Source organism: Ensifer adhaerens, assembly GCF_013283195.1.
In the GTDB taxonomy this organism is placed as follows: Bacteria; Pseudomonadota; Alphaproteobacteria; order Rhizobiales; family Rhizobiaceae; genus Ensifer; species Ensifer adhaerens_G.
This window is the reverse complement of record NZ_JABEKT010000002.1, coordinates 892,662-914,393: the sequence shown is the minus strand read 5'-3', so window position 1 is coordinate 914,393 and position 21,732 is coordinate 892,662. Positions and strand designations below refer to the sequence as shown.

Here is a 21,732-nt window from a genome sequence, read left to right as displayed (position 1 = left end):
AGGAAAGACCATGAGCAGCATCGACCTTCCCACGCCCGATTTCACAAACAACATGAAACTGATCGGCCATTCGCCGATCGGCGGACGCGGCGACGGTCTGCAACTGATGGTGCATCGGGGCTTTGCCTATGTCGCCCATCCCTGGTCGCAAGGGTTTTCGATCGTCGACGTGCGCGACCCGAAAAAGCCGGGTGCGGTCACCTACGTGCCGGCACCGGCCAACACCTGGAACATCCACCTGCAGACCCATGATGACCTGCTCCTGGTCATCAATGCACTCGACCTGTTCGCCGATGTCGAGACCTTCGCGGATGAAAAGACCTACTACACAAAGTCCGTCGGAGACACGGTCGCGGGCAGCGGCCGCAAGCGCGCCTGGAGCGCCGGTATGTCGGTCTTCGACATTTCCGTTCCCGACCGCCCGCGCAAGATCGGCGAACTCACGATCGATGGCGTCGGCTTCCATCGCCTCTGGTATGTCGGCGGCCGCTACGCCTATGCCTCGGCGCTGTTCGACGGCTTTACCGACTACATCTTCGTCACCATCGACATGGCAGATCCGACCCGGCCCGAAATTGTCGGCCGCTGGTGGCTGCCGGGCATGAACAAGGCGGCCGGAGAAGTGTCGACGGCGCCGGATGGCAAGCGCTATGCGCTGCACCATGCGCTGGTTTCCGGCGACACGGCCTATGCCTGCTGGCGCGATGGCGGCCTGACGCTCCTCGACATCAAGGATCATGCCAACCCGAAGCTGATCGCCCATCGCAACTGGTCGCCGCCCTTTGGCGGCGGAACGCACTCGCCGTTGCCGCTGCCGGGCCGCGACCTGCTCGTCGTTGCCGACGAGGCTGTGCTCGATCACGAAGAAGACGGCCGCAAGCACACCTGGATCTTCGATATCCGCGAACCCACGAACCCGGTCAGCATCTCGACGTTCCCAATCCCCGCGGAGGCCGACTACGTCGCCAAGGGCGGACATTTCGGCCCGCACAACCTGCACGAAAACCGCCCGGGCTCCTTCGTCTCGGAAACGCTGATTTTCGCCACATGGCAGAATGCCGGCATCCGCGCCTTCGACATCACCGACCCCTACCGCCCGCGCGAGACGGGAGCGCTGGTTCCGGCCGGCCCGAGCGAAATGACCGACCGGCGTGCCGGGCGCCCGCGCGTCATCCAGTCGGCCGACATCTTCGTCGATGCCGCCGGAATCATCTATGCCACCGACTACAATGCCGGGCTCGCGATCATCGAATATGGCGACTAAGGCATTCCCAGAATACGTGCGAAACGATTTTCCATCAGGAGATGGGCCAGAGAGCGTTTCCGCTAGACCGTGAGGTGGCGCCGGGCCTCGACTGTGTCCAGCGTCTCCGGCGGCCCAGCATGCACCACGGCGCCGCGGTCCATGATGTAGACATGGTCCGCCAGTTCGCGGCAGAAATCGAGATACTGCTCGACCAGCAGGATCGCCATGCCCGTCGAATCCCGGAGATAGCGGATCGCCCGGCCGATATCCTTGATGATCGAGGGCTGGATCCCCTCGGTCGGCTCGTCGAGCACCAGGATGCGCGGACGGGTGACGAGCGCCCGGCCGATCGCCAGTTGCTGCTGCTGACCGCCCGAGAGATCGCCGCCGCGCCGCCCCAGCATCGAGCGGAGCACGGGGAACAGGTTGAAGACGTCCTCCGGTATCGAACGGTCCGCGCGCTTCACCGGCGCATAACCGGTTTCCAGGTTTTCCTTGACGGTCAGCAGCGGAAAGATCTCGCGGCCCTGCGGCACGTAACCGATGCCCTCCTTGGCACGGCGATAGGGCGCCATACCGCCGAGCGCCACCCCATTGAAGGCGATCGCCCCGGCGCTGACCGGATGTTGTCCGGTGATGGCCCGAAGCAAGCTCGACTTGCCGACACCATTGCGACCGAGAACGCAGGTGATCTTGCCCATAGGCGCCTCGATCGAGACGTTGCGCAGCGCCTGTGCGGCACCATAGTGGAGATTGACGTTTTCGACGCTCAGCATGGAGGCGTCCTTTCCCTTCGCGCTTATCGTGGAGCCGCGGTCAGCGGCCGAGATAGTTTTCGATGACCTTCGGATCGCTGCTGACGAAATCGATCGAACCTTCTGCGAGCACCGAGCCTTCGGCGAGGCATGTGACCTTGACGCCAAGCTCGCGGATGAAGCCCATGTCGTGCTCGACGACGACGACCGAGCGGGTCCTGGCGATTTCCTTCAGCAGGATCGCCGTTTCGGCTGTCTCGGCATCGGTCATTCCGGCCACGGGCTCATCGACCAAAAGCAACTCCGGCTCCTGCGCCAGGAGCATGCCGATCTCCAGCCATTGCTTCTGTCCATGTGACAGGTTGGCGGCAAGATCGTCACGGCGCGCGCTGAGCCGAACGGTCGACAGGATCTCCTCGATCCTCGCCTTGTCGTCCGCCGTCAGGCGATAGAAAAGCGTCGGAAAGACGCCGCGACGGCGATTGAGCGCCAGTTCCAGATTGTCCCAGATGGTGTGGCTCTCAAACACCGTCGGCTTCTGGAACTTGCGGCCGATGCCGAGATTGGCAATCTCGGCTTCGTCCCGTTGGGTGAGATCGATGTCGCCCTTGAAGAAGACTTGCCCCTCATCCGGGCGCGTCTTGCCGGTAATGATGTCCATCATCGTCGTCTTGCCGGCACCGTTCGGGCCGATGATGGCACGCAGTTCGCCCGGCTCGATCACGAAGGAGAGCGAATTCAGCGCCTTGAAGCCGTCGAAGGAGACGGAGACGCCGTCGAGATAGAGGAGGCTTTTCGGCTTTGTCTGATTGATCGTCTGGATCATCGCGATCACTCCGCTGCCATCGGTTCTGCGACGAGGTTGTCGCGCGCATTCTCTGCATCCGCCGCCCGGCGGTGCGCCTTGCGACGGGCGAGATAGGCGCTCACCGTGCCGACCACGCCCTTCGGCAGGAAGAGCGTGACGAAGACAAAGAGCCCGCCGAGCGCAAACAGCCAGAACTCCGGAAAGGCGGCAGTGAAGATGCTCTTGCCGCCATTGACGAGGATCGCGCCGACGATCGGCCCGATCAGCGTGCCGCGCCCGCCGACCGCCGTCCAGATGACGACCTCGATGGAGTTGCCGGGCTCGAACTCGCCGGGATTGATGATCCCGACCTGTGGCACGTAAAGCGCGCCGGCAATGCCCGCCATCATCGCCGAGACGGTGAAGGCGAAGAGCTTGATATGCTCGACGCGGTAGCCGAGGAACCGCGTGCGGCTTTCGGCATCGCGGACGGCGACCAGCACCTTGCCGTATTTCGAGCGAACGATCGCCGTCGTCAGCACCAGGCACAAGGCGAGCGTCACGGCAGATGCGGCAAAAAGGGCGGCGCGCGTACCGGGCGCCTGGATGTTGAAGCCAAGAATATCCTTGAAGTCGGTCAGGCCGTTGTTGCCGCCAAACCCCATGTCGTTGCGAAAGAAGGCAAGCAGCAGCGCATAGGTCATCGCCTGGGTGATGATCGAAAGATAGACGCCGTTGACCCGCGAGCGGAAGGCAAACCAGCCGAAAACGAAAGCGAGCAGCCCGGGCACCAGCACCACCATCAGGGCGGCAAACCAGAACATGTCGAAGCCCTGCCAGAACCAGGGCAATTCCTTCCAGTTGAGGAACACCATGAAGTCCGGCAGCATCGGATTGCCGTAGGAGCCGCGCGCGCCGATCTGGCGCATCAGATACATGCCCATGGCGTAGCCGCCGAGCGCGAAGAAGGCCGCATGGCCGAGCGAGAGGATGCCGCAGAAGCCCCAAACGAGATCGAGCGCCAGCGCCAGAAGCGCATAGGTCAGGTACTTGCCGAACAGCGACACCAGATAGGTCGGCACGTGCAGCGGATGATCCGGCGCCGTCAAAAGGTTGAGCGCCGGAATGGCGACGGCAAGACCAAGCAGGATCGCCACGACGGTGACGATGCTGCGGTCGAGCGACCTGAGCAGAAACGAGGTGATCATGCTTCCACCGCCCTTCCCTTGAGTGCGAAGAGGCCGCGCGGCTTCTTCTGGATGAAGAGGATGATGAGCACGAGCACGAGGATCTTGCCGAGGACGGCACCGGCATAGGGCTCAAGGAACTTGTTGAGGATGCCGAGCGAAAAGGCGCCGACCAGCGTACCCCAGAGATTGCCGACGCCGCCGAAGACCACGACCATGAAGCTGTCGATGATATAGCCCTGGCCGAGATTGGGCGAGACATTGTCGATCTGCGACAGCGCTACGCCTGCCATGCCGGCGATGCCGGAGCCGAGCGCAAAGGTCAGGGCATCGACCAGGGGGGTGCGAATACCCATGGATGATGCCATGCGGCGGTTTTGGGTGACGGCCCGCATCCTGAGGCCCATCGACGTTCTTTTCAGGAGGAACAGCAATGCGGCAAAGACAGCCAGCGCGAAGACGATGATCCAGAGCCGGTTCCAGGTGATTGTCAGACCGCCGAGTTCGAAGGCACCGGCCATCCAGGAGGGGTTGCCGACCTCGCGGTTGGTCGGCCCGAAGATTGACCGGACCGCCTGCTGCAGGATCAGCGAGATCCCCCAGGTGGCCAGCAGCGTTTCGAGCGGCCGCCCATAGAGAAAGCGGATGACACTGCGCTCGATGGCAAGGCCGATGATCCCGGTGACGAGAAAGGCGAGCGGCAAGGCAATCGTGAGCGACCAGTCGAAGAGTTCAGGATAGGACGTGCGGATGACGTCCTGGACCAGGAACGTCGTATAGGCGCCGAGCATCACCATCTCGCCATGCGCCATGTTGATGATGCCCATCACGCCGAAGGTGATGGCAAGGCCGATCGCCGCCAAGAGCAGCACGGAGCCGAGCGACAGGCCGTACCAGACGTTCTGGCCGGCGTTCCAGAAGACCTGCGCCTGCTCGATGCGCTGCAAGGCTGCTTCGATATCCGGCTTCAGGCTGGCATCCGCCGATGAAAGTGCCGAGGTCAGCACGCCCAATGCCTCGCGACCGCCGCTTTCGGCCAGCGTCTTGATCGCTGCGCGCTTGTCGTCGTCGGAACGGTCGGAGATAAGCAGCGTCACGGCGCGCGCCTCGTCGAGGCTCTTGCGCACCGCCCCGTCCTTCTCAGTGGCAAGCGCCTTGTCGATCGCCTCTAGCGCGTCGGCGTTCGGGGTCTGGCGCATGGACTGCGCCGCCTTCAACCTTGCGCCCGCATCCGTGCTGAAAAGCGTTAGACCGCCGAGCGCGCTTCGAACAGCGCGGCGGACTGAATTATTGACCTTGATCTTCTGCAACTCGCCTTTCGGCACTTCACCGGCTTGCGCGCCATCGACTGGATCGACGAGAACAAAACTGCCGCCCTTCTCCGTGGCGAGGTACACGCTGCCATCGGTTTTTCGTGCGTAGAGATTGCCCTCGCCGAGCGCCTCGAGAACCGGGATGACCCGCGGATCGCCGCTCTTGGCAAGCGCTTCAATACGATCGTCGAGCTCGGAGAGCTTTGCTGTCCCGAGCGCGTTGACCAAGGCTGAGAGATCGTCTGCCGCGCGCAACCCGGTCACGTGGGCTGAAACCAGCAGACAAAGGGTGATCAACAGGGTTTGCAGAATGCGATACATCGCCCTCTCGCTTGGGTCTCGCTTGCCCGCGGCAAGCGCCGCAATGGCGGCGTGGGATTTCAAGGTCCCTTCGCCCGACGGGAGCGTCGGGCGAAGGGTCTGCCCGCCTATGGATTGGTCATGCAAAGGTTGTCCGGGCAGCAGCGCCACCCGGCAATATCCCTAGGTGATGAAATCAGGAGCCCTTGCCGCCGCACTTGCCGGTGGCGACGTTGAAGTTGCCGCAGGACATCGGTGCGCGCCAATCGGCGATCAGGTCCTTGGAATCGGGCAGGTAGTCGGACCATTCATCACCGACCACGAGGCCGGGCGTTTCCCAGACCGTCTCGAACTGGCCGTCGCTCTGGATTTCACCGATCAGCACCGGTTTGGTGATGTGATGGTTCGGCATCATCGTCGAATAGCCGCCGGAGAGATTGGGGACCGAGACGCCGATCATCGCATCAAGCACCGCGTCGGTGTCGGTCGTTCCTGCCTTTTCGACCGCCTTCAGCCACATGTTGAAGCCGATGTAATGGGCTTCCATCGGGTCGTTGGTGACGCGCTTGTCGTTCTTGGTATAGGCCTTCCAGGTCTTGATGAACTCGGCATTGGCAGGGGTGTCGACCGACTGGAAGTAGTTCCAGGCGGCGAGATGACCGACGAGCGGTTTCGTATCGAGGCCGGCAAGTTCCTCTTCGCCGACGGAGAAGGCGACAACCGGGATATCCTCGGCCTTGACGCCCTGGTTCGCCAGCTCCTTGTAGAACGGCACGTTCGCGTCGCCGTTGATCGTCGAGACGACGGCGGTTTTCTTGCCGGCGGAACCGAATTTCTTGATGTCGGACACGATCGTCTGCCAGTCGGAATGACCGAACGGCGTGTAGTTGATCATGATGTCCTCGGGCTTCACGCCCTTGGAGATGAGATAGGCTTCGAGGATCTTGTTGGTCGTGCGGGGATAGACGTAGTCGGTGCCGGCCAGAACCCAGCGCTCGACGCTTTCGTTTTCCATCAGGTAGTCGACGGCCGGAACAGCCTGCTGGTTCGGCGCGGCACCCGTGTAGAAGACGTTGCGCTGGCTTTCCTCGCCCTCGTACTGCACGGGGTAGAAGAGGATCGAATTCAACTCCTCGAAAACAGGCAGGACGGATTTGCGCGACACCGACGTCCAGCAGCCGAACACGGCGGAAACCTTGTCGACGGAAACGAGTTCACGTGCCTTTTCGGCAAAGAGCGGCCAATCGGAGGCCGGGTCGACGACGACAGCTTCCAATTTCTTGCCGAGCAGGCCGCCCTTCTTGTTCTGCTCGTCGATGAGCATGAGCATGGCGTCCTTGAGCGTCGTCTCGGAGATCGCCATGGTGCCCGACAGCGAATGCAGAATGCCGACCTTGATCGTGTCGTCGGCGGCAAAGGCGCCGTTGAATGCCGTCGTCGACAGGATCGTTGCCAGGAATGCGCCGGTGACGCGTGCCTTGATATTCATCTGATTGAACCCCTCTCGTTCTGATCGCCGCAACGAGGCTTCGTTCCTTTTGACCGTTGCTTGAGGGATCATCCGCCAGTCCTGCTGCACTGCACATACGTCATTCTACGTAGGTCGAGGGGGCAAAGCGGAAGCAGCGGACCGGCCACGCGCAGTTGGCGGCGCTGCGTTGGCGCTGAAATCCCCACACCGGTCTGGCCGCAACATGATGTTTACGGCTATTAAAAGCGTTCGACGGTCACACGGCCGCGACGAGCATCACAACACAGGTGAAAGACCATGAAAGCACGCATCAAATGGGTTGAAGAGCGGACATTCGTCGGCGAATCGGGCAGCGGTCACAAGATCGTGCTGGGAACGGCATCCGGTCCGGAGGGGCGCACGCCTGGCCCAAGCCCGATGGAACTGATGCTGATCGGCGCCGGCGGCTGCTCGGCCTACGACGTGGTTCATATCCTTGAAAAGGGTCGCGAGCCGGTCGAGGATTGCTCCGTGGAACTCGACGCCGACCGCGCCGAAGAGGACCCGAAAGTCTTTACCCGCATCCATATGCATTTCGTGGTGAAAGGCCGCGGCCTTTCGGAAAAGAAGGTCGAGCGTGCCGTTGCCCTCTCGCTGGAAAAATACTGCTCGGCATCGGCCATGCTCGCCAAGTCCGCGACGATCACACATGATTTTGTCGTCGTCGACACATCAGCTGTGACCGCCTGAGCCTTTGACACTTGCTTTCGCCCTCTCCGCATTGCATAAATTTCACGCATAGACTCTTTGTGCCGTGAAAATAGGCATTAACCTGCCGGCAATGCGAGAGATGACGAGGCAACATGGCGGCACGCCAGCGCATCATTCCCGTTCGACGTGAATACAATCGCTGGGTCGCCGACCAGACGCTGGAAGACTATGCGCTGCGCTTCACCGCCAAGAGTGCGCGGCGCTTCTCCTCCGAGCGCATTTCTCAGACCGCGATCGGCGCGATCTCGTTTCTGGCGCTCGAAGCCATCGGCGGCGCGATCACCATGTCCTACGGCACGACCAACGCCATCGTCGCCATCCTGATCGCCAGTCTGATGATCCTGACGGTCGGCCTGCCGATCAGCCGCTACGCCATCCGCCACGGCGTCGATATCGACCTTCTGACCCGGGGCGCCAGCTTCGGCTATATCGGCTCGACGCTGACGTCGCTGATCTATGCCAGCTTCACCTTCATCCTCTTTGCGATCGAGGCCTCGATCATGTCGGGAGCGCTGGAGCTTGCGCTCGGCATCCCGCTTTGGGTCGGTTACATCGTCAGCGCCGTCGTCGTCATCCCACTCGTCACCCATGGCGTGCGACTCATCAGCAAATTCCAACTGATCACCCAGCCCTTCTGGATCGTGCTCAATATCCTGCCGTTCCTTTTCATCGCCTTTGCCGATTGGGAGAAGGTCGGCATCTGGCTTGCCTATGCCGGCATGCACCACGCATCCGGGCCGCCCGGCACGCTTGCGCCCTTCGACCTCATCGAGTTCGGCGCGGCCTCGGCAGTGATCTTCGCGCTGATGGCACAGATCGGCGAGCAGGTCGACTTCCTGCGCTTTCTGCCGCCGGACGGACAGCGCAAGCTGCATCACCGCGTCGCCATCTTCCTGGCAGGCTCTGGCTGGGTTTTGGTTGGCGCGCCGAAACTGCTGGCCGGGTCTTTTCTCGTCGTGCTGGCGCTTTCGTCCGGCGTTCCATCGACACAGGCCGCAGATCCGGCGCAGATGTACTACACCGCCTTCGGCTACATGATCCCATCGGAGACCGCCGCCCTCCTTTTGATGGTCGCCTTCGTCGTCGTCTCGCAGTTGAAGATCAACGTCATGAACGCCTATGCCGGGTCGCTCGCCTGGTCTAATTTCTTCTCGCGCCTCACCCACAGCCATCCCGGACGCGTCGTCTGGCTGGTGTTCAACGTGGCGATCGCGCTGCTTTTGATGGAACTCGGCATCTACAAACTGCTGGAGGAAACGCTCGGCGTCTTCTCGATCGTCGCCATGGCATGGCTCTGCACCATTTCGGCCGACCTCTTCATCAACAAACCACTTGGCCTGTCGCCGCCCGGCATCGAATTCAAGCGCGCTCACCTCTATGACATCAACCCGGTCGGCCTCGGCGCCATGGCGCTTTCGGCAACGATTGCGCTCATCGCGCACTTCGGCACCTTCGGTGCCATCGCCGCATCGCTTGCGCCCTACATTGCTCTCATCGTCGCCTTCGTCGCCTCACCGCTGATTGCTTGGGGAACGGGCGGCAAATACTACCTCGCCCGCAAGCCAAGAAAGAGCTGGGCGAGCAAAAGTGAGATCACCTGCTCGATCTGCGAACACCCCTTCGAGCCGGAGGACATGGCCTGGTGTCCGGCCTATGCCGCCCCCATCTGTTCGCTCTGCTGTTCACTCGACAGCCGCTGCCATGACATGTGCAAGCCGAAGGCCCGCTTCAACGCACAGGTGGCCACGGTCGCGCACGCCCTTCTGCCCGAATCCATAACGGCGAAGCTGACGACCCGCCTCGGCCGCTACGCCATTTCGGCCGTGCTCTCGATCGCCGGCATCGGCCTGATCCTGGCGATGATCGCGCATCAGACCGGCAACGCCTCGCCGGAGACGGCTGTCGTCGTCGAGCGAACCATTGCCGTCGTCTTCTTCGTCTTTGCCGTGCTCGCCGGCATTGTCTGCTGGTTCTATGTGCTCGCCCATGACAGCCGTGTCGTCGCCGAGGAAGAATCATCGCGACAGAACACGCTGCTCCTGAAAGAAATCGCCGCACACAAGAAGACCGACGCCGCCCTGCAGCAGGCAAAGGAGACCGCCGAAGCAGCCAATCGCGCCAAGAGCCGCTATGTCGTCGGCCTCAGCCATGAACTGCGCACGCCGCTCAACGCCGTACTCGGTTACGCACAGGTGCTTGAGCGCGATGAAACGATCCCACCGGGGCGACAGGGCGCGATCAAGGTGATCAAACGCAGCGCCGACCATCTCTCCGGTCTCATCGACGGGCTTCTCGACATCTCCAAGATCGAGGCGGGCAAGCTGCAGGTCTATTCCAACGAAATCAACGTTTACGACTTCCTCGACCAGGTCGTCGAGATGTTCCGGCCGCAGGCGCAGGCGAAAGGCATCGCCTTCGAACATCGGCGCGCCTCCAGCCTGCCACGCTACGTCAAGACAGACGAAAAGCGGCTGCGCCAGATCCTCGTCAATCTGCTCTCGAACGCCATGAAGTTCACCGAGCGCGGCGAGATCCGCTTCGATATCGACTATCGCAGCCAGGTTGCGACATTTACGATCAGCGATAGCGGCCGAGGCATAACCGAGAGGGATCTGCCACGCATCTTCGACCCCTTCCAGCGCGGCGAGGCGGAGCATCTCGGCAGCATGCCAGGTCTCGGCCTGGGGCTGACCATCACCCGGTTGCTGACACAGACGCTCGGCGGCGAGATATCCGTCGTCAGCGAACCGAACAAGGGCACGACCTTCAAGGTCCGGCTGATGCTTTCCGCCGTCGACCGGCCGGCGCCGCTTGTGGCCGTGCGACGGATCACCTCCTATCTCGGCCCGCGGCGGACAATCATGGTGGTCGACGACAACGCCGATCACCGCGACCTCATGCGCGAAATTCTCACGCCGATGGATTTCACCGTGCTGACGGCTGACAGCGGCAAGCAATGCCTCGCCATGCTTGAAGCGCTCAGCCCGGATATCTTTCTCGTCGATATCTCCATGCCCGATATGAGCGGCTGGGACCTCGTTGATCGATTGCGACGCGACGGCAAGGTGGCGCCGATCATAATGCTGTCCGCCAATATCGGCGACGGGTCGACCACCGGCGCCTTTGTCGGCCACAATGATACACTCACCAAGCCCTTTGGCGTCGGACAACTCGCGGACAAACTCGCCGTGCAACTCGGCCTCACCTGGATCCATGAGGGCGAAGCATCTGAAGAACCGGTTGCTGCATGCGCGGATGCGATGACGCTGCCCGGTCAGCACCATGTGGAAGAATTGATCCGGCTCGGCGAGATCGGCTATGTCAGAGGCATCGAGGCCAAGCTTGCCGAGATCGGCCTGCAACCGGAACATCAGCTCTTCGTCAAGGCAGCGCGAGCCTATGTGCAGGCCTTCGACCTCTCCGGTTATGATGCCTTCCTGAAGGAAAAAACGACGATTGGAGCCATCACCCGTGGTTGAGACTTATGATCGTCGCGACATCGTCCTGCTAGTGGACGATTCCCCCGAAGCGCTCGGTTTTTTGACCGAAGCTTTGGAGCAATCCGGCTTTTCCGTGCTGATCGCCACCTCCGGCAATGCCGCCCTGTCGATTGCCGACCGGATCACCCCCGACGTCATTCTCCTGGATGCGGTCATGCCCGGCATGGACGGGTTCGAAACCTGCCTCAGACTGAAGGCCAACGCCTCGGTTGGCCAGACGCCGGTGCTGTTCATGACAGGGCTCACCGAAACCGAGCATGTGGTCCATGCGCTCGAAGCCGGCGGTGTCGACTATCTGACGAAACCCATCAACATCGATGAACTGAGGGCGCGCATCCGCGTTCATCTCTCCAATGCCCGCTCAGCGCAAAGCGCCCGCGTCGCGCTCGATGCCGCCGGTCGCCATCTGCTTGCCGTTCGCTCTGATGGCAGCGTTCGCTGGTCGACACCGCAGGCCAACCGCCTGGTCAACGCGGCAACCGGCAGCGATGAGGGCCTGGCAACGATCGCCAGACGCATTGCAGCCTGGATGGAAAAGACCGAGGCCGGCGGAAAGCGGGAAAACAGTTTTACGCTCGAAGAGCCCGGGCAATCCGGCCTGCAGGTCTCGTTTCTCGGCTCGATCGGCGCCAACGAGTACCTGTTCAGGCTGACGGCCGAAAGCCGACGAAGCGACGACGAGATGCTGCGTCAGCATTTCGCCCTGACCCAACGCGAGTCCGAGGTGCTGCTCTGGATTGCCAAGGGGAAATCCAACCGCGACATCGGCGAGATCCTCGGCTTGAGCTCACGCACGGTGACCAAGCATCTTGAGCAGATCTATGTGAAGCTCGGCGTCGAAAACCGCGCCTCGGCCGCAGTCAAGGCGACACAGGTGCTGCACGGGATATAGCCCGCGGTAGCCCGGCATGTCCTTCGAAGGGAGCCGGCGGGCGACAAAGCCGGTTGTCGCCCGAGCGATCCCCACTCAGTTGCTGCTCGCCTTCTTTGCGTCCGCGTGGCGCCCGAGAAGGGCGGTGTAGGCGTCGGAAAAGCCGGAAAGCGATAGCGTGATCGGGATCGCCTTGCCTTCCGGCGTTGCCACCGTGACGGTTGCTGCCGCCTTCGCCTTCATCGCTTCGACCAGCGCCGGCTCGACGGCACCTTCGACAAGGCAACCCTGCGGCGTGCAACGGCTGAGCGCCATTGCCGCTTCGTAACCGCCAGCCACATTGATCTTGACCCCGTCCTTCAACGCGACGCCGAGCGGCACCGCCATTTGCATCGCAACCGTCTTTCCGTCCGGACGAAACGCAAGGCTCATCACCAGGATCACCTGCTTGCCGTCGCCGGACAGTGTGCTGCCGGAGATCTGGCAGCGGGCAGGCTCCTTACCCAGTTCGACGCATTGCAGCGCCCATTGCTTGAACTGCTCGGCGGCAGCCCCGGTCATTGATGGCTGCGCTTGCGCAGGCTTCTGCGCCTTGTCAGAGGTCCCGGCAGGCCGCATCTGCGTCTTGCCGCCGACGGAGTCGATGATCTGGCCGTTTCCGTCTGCGTTTGGGTCGATCAGGATCGGTGCACCTGTTGTCGAGCGGGATGCGGGGGTGGAGAACATCGGCCCCGGCGAGTCCTGCGCCGCCAGCGGCAACGGCGAAGCGAGCACCAAGGCCGTCGAAAAGCCGAACACAAGACGCATCGCGTTCCTGCACGTCATGGGGAGTCCTCCAATATATCTTCGTGCATTTTGTCTTCCACGGAACATTACCTGAGTCAAACAGGCGTTGCCGATTGTGGTTTTATGAAGAAATGCATAAGGATCATGTCTAATCAGGGTTTTTAGATTTGGTGAAGAATATGACTTCGAACCTGCTGTCGCCCATGCGAATTTCCGCCTTCCTCTGCCTGTCGCTGTTGACGAGCGGCACGGTCTGGGCACAGGCCTATGTCGACCAGGTCAACCGAAATGGCGGCAACAAAGCCTATGTCGACCAGATGCCATCCGGCGCAAAACCGAATGTTTCGACGACAAATTCACAAGCAAAAAGAAATACTTCAGCCTCATCTGCTCGACCAGGAAAAGCCGGCGGGCAAGCTGCCTCTTCCGCCAGCTCCAGCACCGTCCAGCGTGCAGCAAGCGATGTCGTGCCCACCGTTGGTGCCGGCTCGTCGGCAATCGTCCGGTTGATTTCGTCCGACACGGAATGGCCCACAGTCGGGCGTGGGACGGTCAGCCGTTAGGTCCTAATGCCGGAACGGTCATGGTTACCATCGCGTTAACCAGATTGTGCATTCCTGCCTCATTTTCGGCCAAAATCGCGGATTCACCCAAAAATGGGACTGCGAACCCATAAAACTTCAGTGGTAGGGAAGCGGTGCAATAAATTCGCCAGACCAGGGCTGGGCTAGTTCGGTCGGGTGGATCACTGAGGGTAGTCAATCAGTCTCGAAATGCTTTCGTTCCGAAAACTATAGTTTCCGGAAAAGTATATTTGCACGCCTATAGTTTCGGCCGGATCCGGCTCGAGAAGCGATGACGTATGGCTTGCTGCAACTTGCGGCAGCAACCTGACGGGGGAATTATGAAGTTCAAACTGGCAGCTCTTTGTGTCTTTGGTGGGCTCCTTGCGGGATGTCAAAGCGGTCAACAATTGGATACGCCGGCGGCGACGCTGACCGCACCGACGAAGACGACACCGAAGGTAAAGTCGATGCCATTGCCCGAGATCCCGGTCGATATCGCGGTTTATGATTTCCCTGACCTCACCGGCCAGGCAAAGCCCAACGAGGCTTTTGCGGAATACAGCCGCGCTGTCACACAGGGCGGTGCTGCGATCCTGGTCGACGTGCTCAAGAAGACCGGTAACGGCCAGTGGTTCCGGGTCGTCGAACGCTCGGGCCTCAAGAATCTCGTCCAGGAACGAACACTGATCGAGAACACGCAACGCGCCTATGGCCGTCAGAGTGGCCTGCCGCCCGTGCGGTTCGCCGGACTGCTGCTCGAGGGCGGCATCGTCGGATACGATTCCAACGAACTGACCGGCGGCGCCGGTGCACGCTATCTCGGGATCGGCGGGGACGTGCAGTATCGCTCCGATATCGTCACCGTCAATCTGCGCGCCGTCAGCGTGCAAACCGGCGAAGTCCTCGCCTCCACCACCACGACCAAGCAAATCTACTCGGTGCAGGTTCGTGGCGGGGCATACAAGTTTGCGACCGCCGGCGAACTGCTCGAGATCGAACTCGGCCAGTCGCGCAACGATCCAGGCTCGCTGGCTGTCAGAGAAGGCATCGAACTCGGCGTCTATTCGCTCGCCGTCGATGGTGTGCGCCAGGGCCTCTGGCATCTGAAGGACCGCACGCGCGAAGCAGAGTTCATTCGGGCCTATGAAGAGAAATATGGAAATATCTCGCTTCCGTCCTCATAACCGACCTGCGATACCCTCAAAGTATAAACAAGGCTAAAAGTAAATCTATTTAATAACACGCTGCGGCGAATCTATATTGATTCGCCGCAGCGTGTTTTTTTGTTTCGACACTACCGACATAATTACCCCAATTTTGGGTGTTTCTATTTTTGTGATTAACTACTACTTAATTATTCTGTAGGAGCGCCTTGTTCAGACACAGGACGCAGTGATATTAAACGAATTGTTAACGCTCTAATTGAGTGCGGCGCTTCAGGGCGACCAAGACGCCGGCGCCGAACAAAAGGGAGAAGTCCATGAAATTTTCAGCAAGAAGAACTTTGTTGCTGACCGGCGTTGCCGTCCTGGCGATGTCCGCAGCCGCTTCAGCGCAGGAAGCCAACACCGGTTACATCGGCCAGCGCGACGACAGCAACTTCGCCTACCTGTCCCAGGAAGGCGCCAACCGCGGCTTCATCTACCAGCACGGCCAGCAGAACGTCTTCCTGCCGCTGACAGCAGGTGGCGCAGCCGGTGACGCTCAACAAGGCAACAACGACCTCGGCGTCATGCAGCTCGGCAAGCAGAACGTCGTCGGCGGTGACTTCCTGCAGAAGGGCGAGAACGTCGGTGGCATTGCCCAGTTCGGCACCAACAACCTGGTCGACACGTTCCGCCAGACCGGCAACAACCGCGGCACGATCTTCCAGGGCGGCAACGCCAATATTGCGCGCAACACCCAGGAAAAGGGCGCGACGAGCAACGACACCGGCATCATCCAGCTGAATGACGACGCTACCAAGCCAGGCAACTATGCCGAAAGCAACCAGAAGGGCGCGCTTGGCGGCGGCAATTTCTCCGGCATCCTGCAGAGCGGATCCGGCAATGCTGCCATCAACAACCAGACGAACGAAACGTCGTCCAACGCCGTCACCGCCCAGAGCGGCACCGGCAACGCCGGGATCAACAACCAGACCGGCAGCAAGGACGGCAATGCAGGCATCCTGCAGGTAGGCAAGGGCAATGGCGCGATCAACACCCAGCAGGGTGGTTCGGTCGACGCAACGGCCATCATTGCCCAGAACGGCAAGGACAACAGCGCCGTCAACACCCAGACGAATGTCGACCCGACCTCCGCAACGGTTATCCAGGACGGAAACAGCAACGCCGCTGCCAACGTCCAGACCTCGGTGAACAACTCCGACGCCTTCATCCTGCAGGACGGCAACAACAACACGGCTTCGAACCTGCAGTCTCCGGGTTCCCAGGCGGGCCCGGCCGACAAGCTGAACGCTTCGATCGTCCAGAGCGGGAACAAGAACAACGCCGTCAACCTCCAGGCCGGCGGCGCAGGCGGCGGCAAGAACAATACGGCGCAGACTGTCCAGGACGGCAATCGCAACACCGCGCTCAACAGCCAGATCGGCGACTTCCACAACAACGGCTACAACAACGACAACAAGGCCGTCATTGGACAGGTCGGCAACGACAACCTTGCCGTCAACACCCAGAACGATGGCCGCAATTCGACGGCAACCATCCTGCAGGGCGGCAAGCGCAACGACGCTTACAACCTGTCGGAAGGCGGCACGAAGCACAGCTCGTCGATTGCCCAGTTTGGCGACGACAACCTTGCCGTCAACGCCCGCAATCGCGGCGGAAACCTGACCGATGGCAACGACGCGACGATCCTGCAGTTCGGCGACGACAACATCGCGGCCAACTCCCAGAACGACGCCGTCGGCAGCGAGCAGTTTACCCGCAACAGCGCCAATATCGGCCAGTTCGGTTCGGGCAACACCGGCACGAACTTCCAGGATACCGGCCGCGACAATGATGCCAACATCGCCCAGTTCGGCACCGGCAACGGCGCCAGCAACGCGCAGATCGACAGCGGCGTAAAGAACGCTGCCAACATTCTGCAGGTCGGCAGCGGCAACAGCGGTGTGAACGTACAAAGCGGCGGCCTCGAAGCAACTGCGAACATCATCCAGGGCGGCTCCAACAACGTCGCAGCCAACCTTCAGACCGACGTCGATCCGACCAACGCCTCGATCCTGCAGCTCGGCAGCCGCAACACGGCCGGCAACGTGCAGTCAGATCTGGTCAACTCTGATGCGCTGATCGTCCAGGACGGCGCGCGCAACGAAGCGACAAACCTGCAGACCGACGGCGCTGACATGGCAACCATCATCCTGCAGAAGGGCGACCGCAACAGTGCGGGCACGATCCAGACCGGCAGCAGCGATGTCGACGCATTCACCCTGCAGAACGGCGACCGCAACGAGGCGAGCAATGCCCAGTCGGGTGTCAACGGCGGCACCGCCGGCATCTTGCAGGACGGTAACCGCAACGTCGCCGGCAACGTCCAGCTCACCAGCACGGATGTCGAGGCCTCGATCATCCAGTCGGGCAACCGCAATGAGGCAGCCAACCTGCAGTCCGGCGTAACCGGCAGCAGCGCCGCCATCCTACAGGACGGCCGCGACAACACGGCTGCCAACCTGCAGCTCTCGAGCACCGGCGTCGATGCGACGATCATCCAGAGCGGTCGCTTCAATGAAGCGGTCAACAGCCAGACGGCGTCGTCACTCTCCAACGCCTTCATCATCCAGGGCGCTGGCGGCAACAACGAGGCTGCCAACGTCCAGAACGACGTCGTCGGCGCGACGGCCCTGATCGGCCAGTTCGGCTGGGGCAACACCGCCGGCAACCTGCAGCAGGCCGACAGCAGCAATGTCGTCGCCGGCATCCTGCAGGTCGGTTCGGGAAACACCGCCTACAACACGCAGGGCGTGACGCAGACCGTCAGCTATGAGGTGGCGCCGGCGTTTGACGCCACCATCAAGCTGCCGATGCCGAATTACACCAATTGGAATGTTGGTTTTGACTTGTTCAAGTTTGGCGTTGAAGGCGGTCCGACAATTGCGACGGGCTCCGGCTCTGCCCCTGCTAAAGACTCTGTTGCTCTCGTTGGGCAGTTTGGCGACGGTAACGCCGCCGCTAACGTCCAGATTGGGCAGCTTATACTCCCTGCAAGTGGAACGCTCAGTGTGGACATAACCACCTATGAGGCAAAGACCGTCTATAGTGGCGGCAGTTTCCTCGGCATTCGCAAAAATGCTACAACCACACAATCTGAAACAGACAAAACTATCGAAACTCCGTTCACCAACCCGCTTGGCGAAGTGAACATTCCGACGGTCGCGTCGGCAGCCGGTATCGTACAGGTCGGCGACGACAACGAGGCCTTCAACTTCCAGACCGTTGCTGCCGGCTCGCTTGCCGCCACGGTTCAGATCGGTGACGGCAACGGTGCTGCCAACATCCAGACGGCAACGCTCGGTGCAGCCGCCGCCATCGTTCAGTCTGGCGAAGGCAACAGCGCAAGCAACCTGCAGAACGGCGCCATCCTCTCTGCAGCCGGCATCATCCAGTCCGGTCGGGACAACGTGGCAACGACGACGCAAATCGCAAGCCTCGGCAACGCTGCTCTGACGATCCAGAACGGCAAGAAGAACGTCGCCGGCACCAACCAGTCGAACACAGTGGGCAACACCTCGCTGATCGTCCAGTCGTCGAACAACTCGCTTGCTCTCGTCGACCAGTCGGGCGCTGGCGGTCATTCGTCGGCAGTCGTCCAGGCAGGCGCCTACTCCAACGCCTGGATCAGCCAGACGGGCTCCGCTTCCAACTCGGTGGTGCTGCAGTACGGCAGCGGCTCGAGCGATGCCGATCGCAACTATGCGATCGTCAGCCAGGGCAACAGCGGCCAGAACTCGGTGGTCATCCAGGCCGGCAGCAGAAACGTCGCTTTCGTCAGCCAGAATTGATCGACAGAGGTTGATCGACACGGTGGGGCGCTTTCGAGCGCCCCACCCCTTCAGGGAGGATCAGGTCATGCGGCTTGTGCAGGCAATTCGGTTTCTCCAGATTTTTGCAGTCACGATCACTTTCGGCTTTCAAGCGAGTGCCACTTCGATGAACGGTCAGACCATCCTCGGCAATTCCAGCGATCCCCGCATCAAGGCATGCGGGGTACGGATCGGTGGACAGGAGATGGCGACGCTCAGACCCTTCATCGAAGGTGCAGCCGACCTCAACGGCAGTTTCGCCTTAAGCATCGCCAAGCAATCCCCGGGGGGAAGCAGCACGACCAGCCAGAAGAACCGCTTTTCCGAGGGCTCTCTTGGCGACACGCAGGTCGTGATCAACCGCCCCGGTCGGGTCCGCATCACGCTCGTGGTTACGGACGACGCTGGCAAGACACTCTGCGATCTCGACCAGACGATCGAGCTTTCGCAACCGATGACACGCATCTGACCGAAGAAACAGAAAAACGGGTAGAAGACAGATGAAACGTTCAACACGCCCAATCGGCAAAGTTCTTCGCCACGCGATCATGGCCGCAGGCCTCGTAGCGGCCGCCAGCACGGCTGCGGCCGAAGACCTGCTCGTCAGGGATTACAGCACCAATCCGGCCGAGGTGAACGCGCTGATGGCGCCGATCCAGCCGTTCCTCGGCGGTGAAAGCGGTTCGACGACATCGATCATCCAGCTCGGCCAAGGCAACAATGCCAATGCCGGCATCGAGGGAACGGGCAGCCTGGCGCTGATCCAGCAGGCAGGCACCAACAACCGCGCCGTCCAGGCGATCGAGGGCAACAGCTCGGCCCTGCTTCTCGTCCAGGGTGGCAACAACAACTCGGTGGTGCAGGCAAGCCGCGGCGACAATAATTTCCAGCTTGTCGGCGTCTCCGGCGAGAACAACCAGATCGCCTATATCCAGGACGGCAACAGCCTCGCCGGCGTGCTGGATGTGCGTGATTCCAAGAATTCGACGGTGCTGGCGATCCAGACGGCACAGAGCGGACGGTACATGATGCCGACCGGCCTGCGCGGACTGGAAAACAAGACCGTTGTCGTGGTCCCGGGCCGGATGTACGTTCTACCTAAACGTTGACCGCCCCCGATACTCAAGAAGGAGAATACCAATGAAGTTGCTTCAGACCGCACTTCTCGCGGCAACGGTAACCATCGCGGCAGGCGGAACGGGCTTCGCGTCCGAGCTTGTCTATCGCCCGATCAATCCCTCGCTCGGCGGCGATCCGCTAAACGGCAACTGGCTGCTTTCGCAGGCAAGCGCCCAGGGCGAAGGTGCAAGCGACAGTGGCCCAGGATTCACGATCGACTTCCCCGATTTCGGTGGCGTTCCGCAGCCCAATCCCAACCCGGTGCCGCTGCCAGAGGTGGATGACGGGCAGTAAACCCCGGCGCCAGCAGAAAGAGAAAAAGAGCCCGCGACCGCAGGCTCTACCGAATGTAGATAGACGGCGCGCCTGTCCCCGGGCGCGCCGTCGTGTCTGTTATTGTTCTTAGCGCTGGCTGATTATCGCAACGTTGTTGCGGCCCTGCTGCGAGATGAAGGCCTGGTGGCCGACGCCGGTCTGGCTGATCGAGGCCGAGTTCATGTAGCCGGCCTGCTGGATCAAACCGACGTTGCGTACGCCGCTCTGCTGGATCGAGGCGGTGTTGAAGTCACCGCTCTGGTAGACGAAGGAAAGGTTGCCCGCGAGCGACGACGTGTCGACGGTCGGCGTTGCAACAATCAGGTCCATGACCGGCTTCATGATGGCGGCAGTATCGAGCGCCGAAAAGCCGGCGCCGCCGGTGGCCTGCTGCACGAAGGCCGGCGAAGCGAATTCGGTGCCGGCCATGGCGACCGGAGCCGAAAGAAGCGATGCAAGCAATACTGCAGAAATTACTTTAGCGTTGTTCATTTCTTGTCTCCCCGTTCTTGATGAGACAAGTTGTAGCGACGCCGAATTAAGCAATAGCCATAGATACTTGGAAAAATTTCCACCAATTTGAACGCTAAAAAGCGGCGCTCGACGTTAACGCAAAAGCAACCTTGGAGGCCGGCAACGGCAGCACACAAACGGCCTGTTTGCGAATGCCGCATGGTGAACGGCTGCGGCCTGCTATGCCGTTCGGGCAACAGCCCAATCGAATGCCTCTTCGAGAGCGGCAAACTTGACCGCCTGCCATCGTCGATAGTCATGCACAAGCGCTGAGGACACCCATAGATCGCCGCGGTTGCCCGGCCTTTGCCAACCGACGATGCCCAGGTCGCGCGCACGCGCAAACACCCGTTGGGCGTGACTTTTCGAAATGATGTAGCGGTTGGTGATCTCGCTGATCCGCAAGGGGCCGATCGTTATTTGCCCCTCAGCAAGCTCCCCCTTGGGCAGGCGCGCAATCAGATCATGGAGAATGTTGCTGCCGGACTCCGTCCAGACGAATGTGGCAACGCTTTCTGGCGGTGAACACCAGCCTGGCTCGCCGAACAGGCGCCGCGTCGCCCTTGGATGTGCGAAATGCATCAGGGATGGCTTGGCACTGGAAAGATCGCAGCGCCTCCCCTTGTCCAACCTGTCGAGCGATCTGAGGTGCCCGTCGAACCACTGACGGATAAGGTCCTCGGCCGTTTCCGACACGATCAGCGGCCGCAGACGCTTGTCGCCCGCCCATTCGGCATCAAGCAACAGCCTGTAGCTTCGCATTTCGGCCAGATGAGCCACGGCCGTATTTCGGCTTGCCACATTGTTGGCGACGAAAAAATCCAAGAGCTTTGCCGCTGTCAGGCCCGAGCGGGTGGGGTCCGTCTTGCGCTCGAAGTGCAAAGTCAGGATTGCCTGGGTGAGAAGCCACTTCTGCAGATTGGCGGTGTAGCGCACGATCCTGGGCGCGATGTCGTGCATCGCGACAAGCCGCAGCGCCACATCGCGCAAGGCTTCGGCAAACTGCTCTCGCTCGAGGATCGCGTCAATCCAGGGAGCAAGAGGGTGTTCGAAAGCACCGTGATGCGAAGGATGAACGTTCACGACCTCCCACCCCACGAGGCAGCCGGATCACCGAGCTCGTTCGTAGCCTTCACGATGGGCCGTCGGCCGGTGTACCGCTGTATAGACGAGTGTGATATGAGCAAAAAAATCGGTGCGATAAACACAATATCGATCCAAAGACGTATGCATGAC

Annotated in this window: 18 protein-coding genes; 9 read left to right on the top strand and 9 right to left on the bottom strand. The window is 61.1% G+C overall.

Annotated elements, in window-relative coordinates; all coding sequences use genetic code 11:
* Nucleotides 1-10: 10 nt before the first annotated feature.
* Complete coding sequence (locus LPJGGPFB_RS20595; RefSeq protein ID WP_173421775.1) at nt 11-1,264, top strand: LVIVD repeat-containing protein; 1,254 nt, start codon at nt 11-13, stop codon at nt 1,262-1,264.
* 62 nt (nt 1,265-1,326) lie between these two features.
* Here the strand turns inward: LPJGGPFB_RS20595 and urtE are convergent, their stop codons facing one another.
* From urtE to urtA, 5 genes are all read right to left on the bottom strand, one after another.
* Nucleotides 1,327-2,022 carry an urea ABC transporter ATP-binding subunit UrtE gene (urtE, locus tag LPJGGPFB_RS20590; protein ID WP_173421774.1) on the bottom strand — a complete coding sequence of 232 codons (696 nt, stop codon included), beginning with the start codon at nt 2,020-2,022 and terminating at the stop codon, nt 1,327-1,329.
* Between the two features lie 40 nt (nt 2,023-2,062).
* A complete protein-coding gene (gene urtD / locus LPJGGPFB_RS20585) occupies nt 2,063-2,827 on the bottom strand; it encodes an urea ABC transporter ATP-binding protein UrtD (protein ID WP_173421773.1) in 765 nt (254 codons plus the stop codon).
* Between the two features lie 5 nt (nt 2,828-2,832).
* On the bottom strand, nt 2,833-3,996 hold the full coding sequence (gene urtC / locus LPJGGPFB_RS20580) for an urea ABC transporter permease subunit UrtC (protein ID WP_173421772.1): 1,164 nt from the start codon (nt 3,994-3,996) through the stop codon (nt 2,833-2,835).
* Nucleotides 3,993-5,609, bottom strand: coding sequence for an urea ABC transporter permease subunit UrtB (gene urtB / locus LPJGGPFB_RS20575; protein WP_173422261.1), 1,617 nt, complete (start codon nt 5,607-5,609; stop codon nt 3,993-3,995). Before urtB ends, urtC begins: the two co-directional genes overlap by 4 nt.
* Before the next feature lie 175 nt (nt 5,610-5,784).
* Complete coding sequence (gene urtA, locus LPJGGPFB_RS20570; protein ID WP_173421771.1) at nt 5,785-7,077, bottom strand: urea ABC transporter substrate-binding protein; 1,293 nt, start codon at nt 7,075-7,077, stop codon at nt 5,785-5,787.
* Nucleotides 7,078-7,356: 279 nt separating this feature from the next.
* On the opposite strand from urtA, the gene LPJGGPFB_RS20565 reads away from it, so the two are divergent.
* From LPJGGPFB_RS20565 to LPJGGPFB_RS20555, 3 genes are all read left to right on the top strand, one after another.
* On the top strand, nt 7,357-7,788 hold the full coding sequence (locus LPJGGPFB_RS20565) for an OsmC family protein (protein WP_173421770.1): 432 nt from the start codon (nt 7,357-7,359) through the stop codon (nt 7,786-7,788).
* Nucleotides 7,789-7,901: 113 nt separating this feature from the next.
* The gene (locus tag LPJGGPFB_RS20560; RefSeq protein WP_173421769.1) at nt 7,902-11,288 is read left to right on the top strand and encodes a hybrid sensor histidine kinase/response regulator; all 3,387 of its coding nucleotides are present in this window, start codon (nt 7,902-7,904) and stop codon (nt 11,286-11,288) included.
* Nucleotides 11,281-12,201: a response regulator gene (locus LPJGGPFB_RS20555; RefSeq protein ID WP_077505334.1), complete on the top strand. Its 921-nt coding sequence runs from the start codon at nt 11,281-11,283 to the stop codon at nt 12,199-12,201. Before LPJGGPFB_RS20560 ends, LPJGGPFB_RS20555 begins: the two co-directional genes overlap by 8 nt.
* A gap of 75 nt (nt 12,202-12,276) precedes the next feature.
* On the opposite strand, the gene LPJGGPFB_RS20550 is transcribed toward LPJGGPFB_RS20555, so the two are convergent.
* Together LPJGGPFB_RS20550 and LPJGGPFB_RS20545 are read right to left on the bottom strand one after the other, a co-directional pair.
* Nucleotides 12,277-13,005, bottom strand: a complete 729-nt coding sequence (locus LPJGGPFB_RS20550; RefSeq protein WP_173421768.1) for an invasion associated locus B family protein — start codon at nt 13,003-13,005, stop codon at nt 12,277-12,279.
* Between the two features lie 265 nt (nt 13,006-13,270).
* The gene (locus LPJGGPFB_RS20545; protein ID WP_147294610.1) at nt 13,271-13,489 is read right to left on the bottom strand and encodes a hypothetical protein; all 219 of its coding nucleotides are present in this window, start codon (nt 13,487-13,489) and stop codon (nt 13,271-13,273) included.
* Nucleotides 13,490-13,939: 450 nt separating this feature from the next.
* On the opposite strand from LPJGGPFB_RS20545, the gene LPJGGPFB_RS20540 reads away from it, so the two are divergent.
* The 5 genes from LPJGGPFB_RS20540 to LPJGGPFB_RS20520 all read left to right on the top strand — a co-directional run bounded on the left by LPJGGPFB_RS20540 (nt 13,940) and on the right by LPJGGPFB_RS20520 (nt 19,962).
* On the top strand, nt 13,940-14,716 hold the full coding sequence (locus tag LPJGGPFB_RS20540) for a CsgG/HfaB family protein (RefSeq protein ID WP_234902946.1): 777 nt from the start codon (nt 13,940-13,942) through the stop codon (nt 14,714-14,716).
* A gap of 296 nt (nt 14,717-15,012) precedes the next feature.
* On the top strand, nt 15,013-18,528 hold the full coding sequence (locus LPJGGPFB_RS20535; protein ID WP_173421767.1) for a beta strand repeat-containing protein: 3,516 nt from the start codon (nt 15,013-15,015) through the stop codon (nt 18,526-18,528).
* A 148-nt stretch (nt 18,529-18,676) separates the two neighbouring features.
* Nucleotides 18,677-19,018 (top strand): curli-like amyloid fiber formation chaperone CsgH, encoded by a 342-nt coding sequence (gene csgH, locus LPJGGPFB_RS20530; protein ID WP_173421766.1) that lies wholly within the window; start codon nt 18,677-18,679, stop codon nt 19,016-19,018.
* Nucleotides 19,019-19,049: 31 nt separating this feature from the next.
* Nucleotides 19,050-19,658, top strand: coding sequence for a hypothetical protein (locus LPJGGPFB_RS20525; protein ID WP_173421765.1), 609 nt, complete (start codon nt 19,050-19,052; stop codon nt 19,656-19,658).
* A 31-nt stretch (nt 19,659-19,689) separates the two neighbouring features.
* Nucleotides 19,690-19,962, top strand: a complete 273-nt coding sequence (locus LPJGGPFB_RS20520) for a curli assembly protein CsgF (protein WP_115422482.1) — start codon at nt 19,690-19,692, stop codon at nt 19,960-19,962.
* A gap of 108 nt (nt 19,963-20,070) precedes the next feature.
* Here LPJGGPFB_RS20520 and LPJGGPFB_RS20515 read toward each other — a convergent pair whose 3' ends face one another.
* Nucleotides 20,071-20,475 carry a hypothetical protein gene (locus LPJGGPFB_RS20515; RefSeq protein WP_173421764.1) on the bottom strand — a complete coding sequence of 135 codons (405 nt, stop codon included), beginning with the start codon at nt 20,473-20,475 and terminating at the stop codon, nt 20,071-20,073.
* A gap of 201 nt (nt 20,476-20,676) precedes the next feature.
* Nucleotides 20,677-21,579, bottom strand: a complete 903-nt coding sequence (locus LPJGGPFB_RS20510) for a hypothetical protein (protein WP_173421763.1) — start codon at nt 21,577-21,579, stop codon at nt 20,677-20,679.
* Nucleotides 21,580-21,732: the final 153 nt, after the last annotated feature.

Bases quoted from the DNA above. Each gene is read 5' to 3' on its own strand.
- LPJGGPFB_RS20525 (WP_173421765.1), top strand. From the start codon at position 19,050: ATGAAACGTTCAACACGCCCAATCGGCAAAGTTCTTCGCCACGCGATC.
- LPJGGPFB_RS20560 (WP_173421769.1), top strand. From the start codon at position 7,902: ATGGCGGCACGCCAGCGCATCATTCCCGTTCGACGTGAATACAATCGC.
- urtC (WP_173421772.1), bottom strand. From the start codon at position 3,996: ATGATCACCTCGTTTCTGCTCAGGTCGCTCGACCGCAGCATCGTCACC.
- urtD (WP_173421773.1), bottom strand. From the start codon at position 2,827: ATGATCCAGACGATCAATCAGACAAAGCCGAAAAGCCTCCTCTATCTC.
- urtA (WP_173421771.1), bottom strand. From the start codon at position 7,077: ATGAATATCAAGGCACGCGTCACCGGCGCATTCCTGGCAACGATCCTG.
- LPJGGPFB_RS20535 (WP_173421767.1), top strand. From the start codon at position 15,013: ATGAAATTTTCAGCAAGAAGAACTTTGTTGCTGACCGGCGTTGCCGTC.
- csgH (WP_173421766.1), top strand. From the start codon at position 18,677: ATGAACGGTCAGACCATCCTCGGCAATTCCAGCGATCCCCGCATCAAG.
- LPJGGPFB_RS20515 (WP_173421764.1), bottom strand. From the start codon at position 20,475: ATGAACAACGCTAAAGTAATTTCTGCAGTATTGCTTGCATCGCTTCTT.
- LPJGGPFB_RS20520 (WP_115422482.1), top strand. From the start codon at position 19,690: ATGAAGTTGCTTCAGACCGCACTTCTCGCGGCAACGGTAACCATCGCG.
- urtB (WP_173422261.1), bottom strand. From the start codon at position 5,609: ATGTATCGCATTCTGCAAACCCTGTTGATCACCCTTTGTCTGCTGGTT.
- LPJGGPFB_RS20565 (WP_173421770.1), top strand. From the start codon at position 7,357: ATGAAAGCACGCATCAAATGGGTTGAAGAGCGGACATTCGTCGGCGAA.
- LPJGGPFB_RS20550 (WP_173421768.1), bottom strand. From the start codon at position 13,005: ATGACGTGCAGGAACGCGATGCGTCTTGTGTTCGGCTTTTCGACGGCC.
- LPJGGPFB_RS20595 (WP_173421775.1), top strand. From the start codon at position 11: ATGAGCAGCATCGACCTTCCCACGCCCGATTTCACAAACAACATGAAA.
- urtE (WP_173421774.1), bottom strand. From the start codon at position 2,022: ATGCTGAGCGTCGAAAACGTCAATCTCCACTATGGTGCCGCACAGGCG.